The 8,234-nt window shown below is 70.3% G+C and carries 9 protein-coding genes; 7 read left to right on the top strand and 2 right to left on the bottom strand.

Annotated features, from left to right (window positions below):
• Nucleotides 1-54: 54 nt before the first annotated feature.
• Nucleotides 55-1,269, top strand: a complete 1,215-nt coding sequence (locus ACLQ6X_RS06500) for a pyridoxal phosphate-dependent aminotransferase (protein ID WP_411699354.1) — start codon at nucleotides 55-57, stop codon at nucleotides 1,267-1,269.
• A gap of 159 nt (nucleotides 1,270-1,428) precedes the next feature.
• A complete protein-coding gene (locus tag ACLQ6X_RS06505) occupies nucleotides 1,429-2,325 on the top strand; it encodes an endonuclease domain-containing protein (protein WP_411699355.1) in 897 nt (298 codons plus the stop codon).
• A gap of 106 nt (nucleotides 2,326-2,431) precedes the next feature.
• Here ACLQ6X_RS06505 and ACLQ6X_RS06510 read toward each other — a convergent pair whose 3' ends face one another.
• Both ACLQ6X_RS06510 and ACLQ6X_RS06515 read right to left on the bottom strand, forming a co-directional pair.
• Nucleotides 2,432-3,079 (bottom strand): LuxR C-terminal-related transcriptional regulator, encoded by a 648-nt coding sequence (locus ACLQ6X_RS06510; RefSeq protein ID WP_411699356.1) that lies wholly within the window; start codon nucleotides 3,077-3,079, stop codon nucleotides 2,432-2,434.
• Nucleotides 3,076-4,245, bottom strand: coding sequence for a PspC domain-containing protein (locus tag ACLQ6X_RS06515; protein WP_411699357.1), 1,170 nt, complete (start codon nucleotides 4,243-4,245; stop codon nucleotides 3,076-3,078). The genes ACLQ6X_RS06510 and ACLQ6X_RS06515 overlap by 4 nt, the downstream gene beginning before the upstream one ends.
• A 114-nt stretch (nucleotides 4,246-4,359) precedes the next feature.
• Between ACLQ6X_RS06515 and ACLQ6X_RS06520 the strand changes: the two genes are divergently transcribed.
• From ACLQ6X_RS06520 to ACLQ6X_RS06540, 5 genes are all read left to right on the top strand, one after another.
• The gene (locus ACLQ6X_RS06520; protein ID WP_411699358.1) at nucleotides 4,360-5,910 is read left to right on the top strand and encodes a PspC domain-containing protein; all 1,551 of its coding nucleotides are present in this window, start codon (nucleotides 4,360-4,362) and stop codon (nucleotides 5,908-5,910) included.
• Nucleotides 5,907-6,164 carry a hypothetical protein gene (locus ACLQ6X_RS06525; RefSeq protein WP_411699359.1) on the top strand — a complete coding sequence of 86 codons (258 nt, stop codon included), beginning with the start codon at nucleotides 5,907-5,909 and terminating at the stop codon, nucleotides 6,162-6,164. Before ACLQ6X_RS06520 ends, ACLQ6X_RS06525 begins: the two co-directional genes overlap by 4 nt.
• An 82-nt stretch (nucleotides 6,165-6,246) precedes the next feature.
• The gene (locus ACLQ6X_RS06530; protein ID WP_411699360.1) at nucleotides 6,247-7,170 is read left to right on the top strand and encodes an ABC transporter ATP-binding protein; all 924 of its coding nucleotides are present in this window, start codon (nucleotides 6,247-6,249) and stop codon (nucleotides 7,168-7,170) included.
• The gene (locus ACLQ6X_RS06535) at nucleotides 7,167-8,006 is read left to right on the top strand and encodes an ABC transporter permease (protein WP_411699361.1); all 840 of its coding nucleotides are present in this window, start codon (nucleotides 7,167-7,169) and stop codon (nucleotides 8,004-8,006) included. Before ACLQ6X_RS06530 ends, ACLQ6X_RS06535 begins: the two co-directional genes overlap by 4 nt.
• A 28-nt stretch (nucleotides 8,007-8,034) precedes the next feature.
• The coding region (locus tag ACLQ6X_RS06540; RefSeq protein WP_411699362.1) for a hypothetical protein at nucleotides 8,035-8,234 on the top strand (200 nt) is incomplete at its 3' end.

An 8,234-nucleotide genomic window follows, 5' to 3' on the forward strand; every position in this document is an offset into this window, starting at 1 on the left:
TCCGTCATCCCGGGCGACCGGAACGGACCTGCCGTCCCGCCCTACACTAGCTGCGTGGCCACTTTTCCTCGAATCTCCCGGCGCATCGGCGCGATCGCAGAATCCGCGACCCTCAAGGTCGACGCCAAGGCGAAGGCCCTGCAGGCGCAGGGGCGCCCGGTAATCAGCTACGCGGCGGGCGAGCCCGACTTCGCGACGCCGGCGTCTATCGTCGACGCGGCATCCGCGGCGGTTCTCGACCCGAAGAACTATCGCTACACCCCCGCCGTCGGCCTGCCCGACCTGCGCGAGGCGATCGCGGCGAAGACGCTGCGTGACAGCGGACTCGAGGTGGCGGCGAACCAGGTCGTGGTCACCAACGGCGGCAAGCAGGCCGTGTACCAGGCGTTCGCGACGATCGTCGACCCGGGCGACGAGGTGCTGCTGCCCGCACCGTACTGGACCACCTACCCCGAGGCGATCCAGCTCGCCGGCGGCGTGCCCGTCGAGGTTTTCGCCGGCAGCGACCAGGGCTACCTCGTGACGGTCGAGCAGCTCGAGGCCGCGCGCACGCCGCGAACCAAGGTGCTGCTGTTCGTCTCGCCCTCGAACCCGACCGGCGCCGTCTACTCGCCCGAGGCCACGAAGGCGATCGGCGAGTGGGCCCTGTCGCACGGCATCTGGGTGATCAGCGACGAGATCTACCAGAACCTGACCTACTCCGACGACCCGGCCGTGGCCCCGCGCGCGATCTCGATCGTCGAGGCCGTGCCCGAGCTCGCCGACACCACGATCCTGGTGAACGGCGTCGCCAAGACCTACGCGATGACCGGCTGGCGCGTCGGCTGGATGGTCGGCCCCGTCGACGCCATGAAGGCCGCGGGCAACCTGCAGTCGCACCTGTCGTCGAACGTGTCGAACGTCTCGCAGCGCGCGGCCCTCGCCGCCCTCACCGGCCCGCAGGACGAGGTCGAGGTCATGCGCCGGGCCTTCGATCGCCGCCGCACGCTGATCGTGGCTGAGCTGAACAAGATCGACGGCATCGTCTGCCCGACGCCCGAGGGCGCCTTCTACGTCTACCCGGATGTCACGGGGCTGCTGAACCGCGAATGGGGTGGCAGCACGCCCACCACGTCGCTCGAACTGGCCGACCTCATTCTCGAGCAGGCCGAGGTGGCCGTCGTTCCCGGCGAGGCGTTCGGGCCGAGCGGCTACCTGCGCCTGTCGTACGCACTGGGCGACGAACCGCTGCTCGAGGGCGTGCGGCGGCTGCAGCGCCTCTTCGCGTAGGGGCTGCGCCGCCGCGCTACCGGGCCGGCGTTTCGACTTCGTCGCTCACTGGCGGCATATTGCTCTTCGGAGTCACCGCGAGCAGCAATTTGCCGCCGATGAGAGCGCGTCGTGGAAAACTCGCGAGGCACGTAGCCTCCGGGTGGCACACTCGGCGTCGTGAACCCGCGCATCCCCCTCCCCGATCCACTCGACTCAGGCCCGTTCTCCTACGCGCAGGCCCGTGCGCGGGGTGTCTCACCGGGACGGTTGCGCGGTCCCGACCTGCGGCGGCCCTTCCACGGTGCCCGCGATCCCGGAACGAAAACCGACGTTGTGGCGCGGTGCCACGCCTACCGCCCGGTGATGCGGCACGACGCGTTCTTCTGCTCGGTGACCGCCGCCGTGATCGCCCACGTGCCGCTTCCCGCTCGCCTCGAGCACGGTCGGCTGCTGCACGTCGCCGTACCTCAGCCTGTCCGAGCACCAGAGGGCAAGGGCATCCGGGGCCACAGCGTGCAGGTCGCAGCTGGCGATGTGCGCGACTGGGACGGCCTGCGCATCAGCGCTCCCGAGCGGCTCTGGTGCGAGCTCTCTGCTGTGTTGACCGTTCCGCAGCTGGTGGCGGCGGGCGACTACCTCGTTCAGCGGCACGGACCCCACACGTCCATAGAACGCCTGGCCGGGGCATCCGCCATGTATCCGGGAAGAATCGGCGGGCCCAAACGCGCCGAGTGTCTCCCCTATCTCGACCCGGGATCCGAATCGCCCATGGAGTCCGAGCTGAGGGTCATCGTGATCACAGCGAAGATTCCCGGGTTCGTCGCAAACCTGTCGATCACGGTGCCTGGCGCGCGCTACCGCGGAGATCTTGCTTTCCCGCACAAGAAGGTGATCGTCGAGTATCAGAGCGAATACCACTTCGATCCGGCACAGCGGCGGAAGGACATGACCCGCATCGATCGCCTGCAAGCGGCCGGATGGTTCGTAATGCAGGTCAATCTCAACGACCTGAACGATCCTGACGAACTCGTCGCCCGAATCCGAAGCGTTCTGGACTCCCGCCCGACCGTGTGATCGGCGGCATATTGCTCTTCCGGACGCGCGTGAGCAGCAAATTGCCGCCGATGAGACGCCGCGCGCCGGGCGGGGCGCGGGGAGAAGGGGCGCGGGGCGGGCGCCGCTAGAGCAGCTTGCGCTCCAGTGCCCAGGCCGTGAGCTCATAGCGCGACGAGAGCTGCAGCTTGCGCAGCACGGCCGAGACGTGGGTCTCGACGGTCTTGATCGAGATGAAGAGCTCGGTCGCGACCTCCTTGTAGGCGTAGCCGCGGGCGATGAGCCGCATGACCTCGCGCTCGCGGGCGCTCAGGCGGTCGAGTTCGTCGTCGGAGGCGGCCTGCTCGCCGGCGACCGCGCCGAACGCGTCGAGCACGAAGCCGGCGAGGCGCGGCGAGAACACGGCGTCTCCCCCGGCGACCGCGGCGACGGCACGGGAGACCTCGGCGCCCGACGAGCCCTTCGTGATGTAGCCGCGGGCGCCGGCACGGATCACGCCGACCACGTCTTCGGCCGAGTCGGAGACCGAGAGCGCCAGAAACCGCACCGAGTCGAGCAGGCCGCTCGACCGGCGCAGCACCTCGGCACCGCCGCCGCCGGCGCCGCCGGGCAGGTGCACGTCGAGCAGCACCACCTCGGGCCGCAGCGAGTCGATGAGCTCGACCGCCTCGTCGACGGTCGCGGCCTCGCCGAGCACCGTCACCGAGTCGTCGAGGTCGGCGCGCAGGCCGGAGCGGAAGATCGAGTGGTCGTCGACGATGAGTACGGTGGTCACGAGCTGGCTCCTTGGGACGTGCGGATGTCACGGGGGACGTCGAGGTGCAGGTGCACCTCGGTGCCCGAACCGCCGGTGCCGGGGCGCACCGTCGCGATGCCTCCGGCACGCGACATCCGGCCGATTATCGATTCTCGGATACCGAGGCGGTCTGCGGGAAGCGACTGCAGGTCGACTCCCGGCCCCCGGTCGCGCACGAACACGTCGATGGCGCCCGGCGGCGTCTCGACGTAGACGGAGACGTCGCCGCCCGCGTGCCGAGCCGCGTTGACCATGGCCTCGCGGGCTGCGGCGAGCAGCGCACCGCTCGAGTTGTCGACGGACTCGCCCGCGGTGACGACGTCGATGCGCACGGCGTAGTCGAGCTCGATGGCAGCCGCGATGTCGCGCAGCTCGGTGGCCAGGTCGGCTACGACGGGGGCGTCGCCGACGAACAGCCAGTCGCGCAGCTCGCGCTCCTGGGCGCGTGCGATGCGGGCGACCTCGCTCGAGGCGCCCGCCCGGTTCTGGATCAGCGCCAGCGTCTGCAGCACCGAGTCGTGCAGGTGGGCGGCGATCTCGGCGCGCTGCTCCTCGCGCACGCGGGCGGTGCGGGCCGCCTGCAGGTCGCTCGACAGGGCGACGACGCGCGGGGCTGCGATCACGGCCACGCCGAGCACCACCATCACGACGCCGAGCACCGCGTTGACCGCCGCGGGCCGGGCGAGCAGTGCCGCCACACCGCAGACGACGAGCAGCACGACGGCCGCGAACCGCAGCACTGTGCCGGCCGCCGCGCCGCGGTCGGGGTCGTGGCGGTCGAAGGTGAGGCTCCACGCCACGGCGAGGCCGCTCGCGCAGGTCACGATCACCAGCGCAGACGTCGACTCGCGCCCCGTGGTGATGAAGGCTAGCCCCGCGAGCCCGGCGACGACCAGCAGCAACACCGTCGCGGGCGCCGACCGCCGCACGCCTTCGTCGTCGGCGGCGACGGGTTCGAGCGGCACGAACGCCCAGAGCCAGAGGTAGAGCAGCACGCCCCCGCCGCCGCACAGCGCGAGCACGACGGTGAGAAAGCGCACGCGGCGCACCGACACGTCGAGGTGGCGGGCGACCGCGAGGCACACCCCGCCGACCGCGACGCGGCGCGGGCGCGCGAGCGGCGGTCGTTCGGTGGCGGTCTTCACTCTTGAATACAAGCAGGTTTGACAGACCCCCGGATGCCCCGGGTCGGCATCTCAGGGTGCGGTCAGGGGATTACCCCATGGCCGGGCGGTGGTGGCGAGCGGCAGCATTGAGCCATGCCCACGAATCCCTCCCCACAGCCCGAGGCTCCGGAAGAACAGCCGGAGGCCGCCGAACAGCCGGCATCTCCCCCGCCGCCACCACCCGCCGCCGCGCCGCTCGCCGGCAACCGCTTCTTCGCCTGGATGCGCTCGCTCAACCTCACCCGCGAACCCGGCTGGGTCGGCGGTGTCGCCGCGGGCATCGCCGCCCGGCTCGGCGTCGACCCGCTCATCGTGCGCGGCATCATCGTCGTGGTCGCCGTTCTCGGCGGTCCCGCCTTCCTGCTCTACGCCGCCGCCTGGCTGCTGCTGCCCGACCAGAACGACAAGATCCACCTCGAGGAGGTCTTCAAGGGTCGCCTCGACTCCCCCATCGCGGGTATCGGCGCGTTGATCCTGTTGAGCATGCTGCCCGTGACGCAGGGCTTCTGGTTCGCCGGAAGCGCGTACTGGGGCGAGCCGTTCTGGGGTGCCTCCGCCGGCCGCGCCCTCTGGACCATCGTGGTGCTCGGTCTGCTCGTCTGGTTCGTGGTCTGGGTCGCCCGTCGGTCGAGCCGCGCTTCCAACGCCCCGCTCGTGACCCCCGCGACGACGGACGACCGGCCGGACACCGTTCCCGAGCCGGCGCCGACCATGATCGGTCCGGCCGAAGAGCCCGCGGGCCCGGGCGTGCGCCCGCCCGCCCCCGCGGCCACGGCGAGCGCCGAGGAGTTCGCCGCGTGGCGTCAGCAGCAGGCACAGTGGAAGGCCGAGAACGACGCGTTCCGCGTGCGTCAGGCGACCGAACAGCACGCGGCGAGCCTCGCCGCGCAGGCGCAGTACCGAGCCGAGCGCGCGGCCCGCCGCGCGATCGAGCAGGCGCACCACGCTCGCACCCGGTCGAATCCGCTCTACTCGTTCATCTTCATCGGCTCGTCGTTCGTCGTCGGCGGACTGACCACCCTCGCGGTCGGCGGCGGCGCGATCACCGGCGCGGCCCTGCTCGCCGGCCTCGGCGCGATGCTCGCCGTGCTCGCCGTAGCCATCATCGTCAACGGCGCCCGGGGCAAGCGCCCCGGCGGTTCGCAGGGTGTCGCCGCGGTCGTGCTCACCGTGCTGCTGGTCGCCGCGATCGTGCCGCAGGGCCCGAACATCAGCTACACCGACGACGTGCGGTTCGAGCCGCAGGCCGACGACTACGACTGGACCAACCAGGTCTACTTCGTCGGCACCGGCGACACGGAGATCGACCTCACCGACTTCTACGCGGATCCGCTGCAGGAGGGCATGACGCAGCAGTACTACGACAACTTCACCCTCGTCTCAGGTGTCGGCGACGTCACCGTGATCGTGCCGACGGATGCCGAGTTCTACTACAACGCCTCGATCGGGCGGGAGCCCGGCGATCGCGATGTCTGGGTGAATAGAGCGGATTCGTTCAACATGCCCCCTGTCGCGACGAACGAGCTGACGGAGATCGACCGATCCGCTCGGGTCGCCAACCTCAACATCACCATGGGCGTCGGCGAACTCACCATCGAGCGCGCCCCCGCCACCGGCAACACGATCGAAGGAACGAGCGAATGACCGAGACACACACCACGACGAGCACCGACCCGGCCCCCCTCAAGCCGCGCATCGGCACCATCGTCTGGGGCAGCATCCTGCTCATCGTCGCGGCGATCGCCATCTTCGCGTCGCAGGTCGACTTCGGGGATGCGACCCCGGCCGCCATCGTCTGGAGCGTCGTCGGCTTCGGCGCCGTACTCGTCGTCGCGGGCATCGTCACCGCGATCGTGCGCGCGGCCCGCAAGGACACGAACGAGTCCGACCTGGGCTAGGTCCCCCTCCACCGACCGGTTGACCCACCGGCCCACCGGTGCACCGCTGTTGGCCGGCGGCCGTCGAGGCCACAGTGGAACCATGACAATCCACGACCCAGCGGTTCGCGTTCGCGAGCTCCGCAAGTCCTACGGCTCCCTGCACGCCCTCGACGGCGTCAGCTTCGATATCGAGCGGGGCGAGACCTTCGCCCTGCTCGGCCCCAACGGCGCCGGCAAGAGCACCGCGATCGAGATCCTCGAGGGATACCGCGACCGCACCTCGGGCGAGGCGACCGTGCTGGGCACCGACCCCGGCCGCGGCGGTCTGGCGTGGAAGGCGCAGCTCGGCATCGTGCTGCAGTCCACCGGCGAGAGCGGCAACGTGACCGTGCGCGAGCAGCTGACCCACTTCGCCGGCCTCTACCCGAACCCGCGCGACGTCGACGAGGTCATCGCGGCCGTGGGTCTCGAGGCCAAGCAGAAGACGCTGATCCGCAAGCTGTCGGGCGGCCAGCGCCGCCGGGTCGACGTCGCGCTCGGCATCATCGGCAACCCGGCTCTGCTCTTCCTCGACGAGCCGACCACGGGCTTCGACCCCGAGTCGCGCCGCCAGTTCTGGGAGCTCATCGTCTCGCTCAAGAACGAGGGCACCACGATCCTGCTCACCACCCACTACCTCGACGAGGCGGCGCACCTGGGCGACCGGGCCGGCATCATCGCCGGAGGCACGCTCATCGACATCGGAGCGATAGACACGATCGGTGGGGCGGATGCGCGCGTGCCGCTCGTGCGCTGGGTCGACAGGGGCGTCGCGCGCGAGCAGCGGACGAGCGAACCGGCGACTCTCGTCGCCGACCTCGTGCGCCAGAACGGCGGCGAGCTCGACGGGCTCGAGGTGGTGCGACCGAGCCTCGAAGACATCTACCTCGAACTCGTGGCGGCGTACGAATCGCGCCGGTCGGGTTTCGATACGGTCGCTGAGCGACCTACTCAACCAGCAGCAGTAGAGGAAACAGCGAAATGACCACCATCACGATCCCCCGCCTCCCGGCCGGCCGCGCCCTGCGCCTCGGCGGTGCCCGCGTCGTCAATGAGGTGCGCGCCTACTTCCGTCAGGGCGACTCGGTGTTCTTCACCTTCCTCTTCCCCCTCGTGATGCTCACCATCTTCTCCACGGCCTTCAGCGACCAGTCGTTCGGTACGGATGACACGGGGGCCGACGTCTCCGCGGCGGCGTACTACCTGCCCGGCATGCTCGCGGCGGGCCTGCTGCTCAGCGGCCTGCAGAACCTGGCCATCGACATCGCGACGGAACGCAGCGATGGCACCCTCAAGCGTCTCGCCGGCACCCCGCTGCCGGTGGTGAGCTACTTCATCGGCAAGATCGGGCAGGTGCTCGTCACGGGCATCCTGCAGGCCGCCCTGCTGCTGCTGGTGGCCCGGTTCGTCTTCGACATCGCCCTGCCCACCGAGCCGGAGAAGTGGCTCACCTTCGCCTGGGTGTTCCTGCTCGGCGTGATCACCTGCGCGTTCCTGGGCATCGCCCTCTCGGCCCTGCCGCGGTCCGGCCGCAGCGCCTCGGCCGTGGTGATCCCCATCGTGCTGGTGCTGCAGTTCATCTCCGGCGTCTACCTGCAGTTCAACCAGCTCCCCGAGTGGATGCAGAACGTCGCGGGCCTGTTCCCGCTCAAGTGGATGGCGCAGGGCATGCGGGCGGTGTTCCTGCCCGACAGCTTCGCCGTCCAGGAGCAGAACGGCGCCTGGGAGCTGGGCATGGTGGCGCTCGCGCTGCTGATCTGGCTGGTGGTGGGCCTGGTCGGCAGGCGGCTCACCTTCCGCTGGATCCGCAAGGACGCCTGATGCGCCGGGGGCATGGGATGCTTAGCGCATGAAAGCGCGGCGGTGGTGGGACCTGATCGTGACCGGGTCCCTCGTCGTTCTGGTGCTCATGAGCCTGGATAGCTCTGGCACCGGTCCTGGCTCCGGCCCGGCCGCACTCGCGGGTGGGGTCCTCTCGCTCGCGACCATCGGCATCGCCTACCTGGTCTGGGGCCGGCGGATGCTCCGCTCGCCGGACGCGTCGGAAAG

Source organism: Conyzicola sp., assembly GCF_046714715.1.
Taxonomy (GTDB): domain Bacteria; phylum Actinomycetota; class Actinomycetes; order Actinomycetales; family Microbacteriaceae; genus Conyzicola.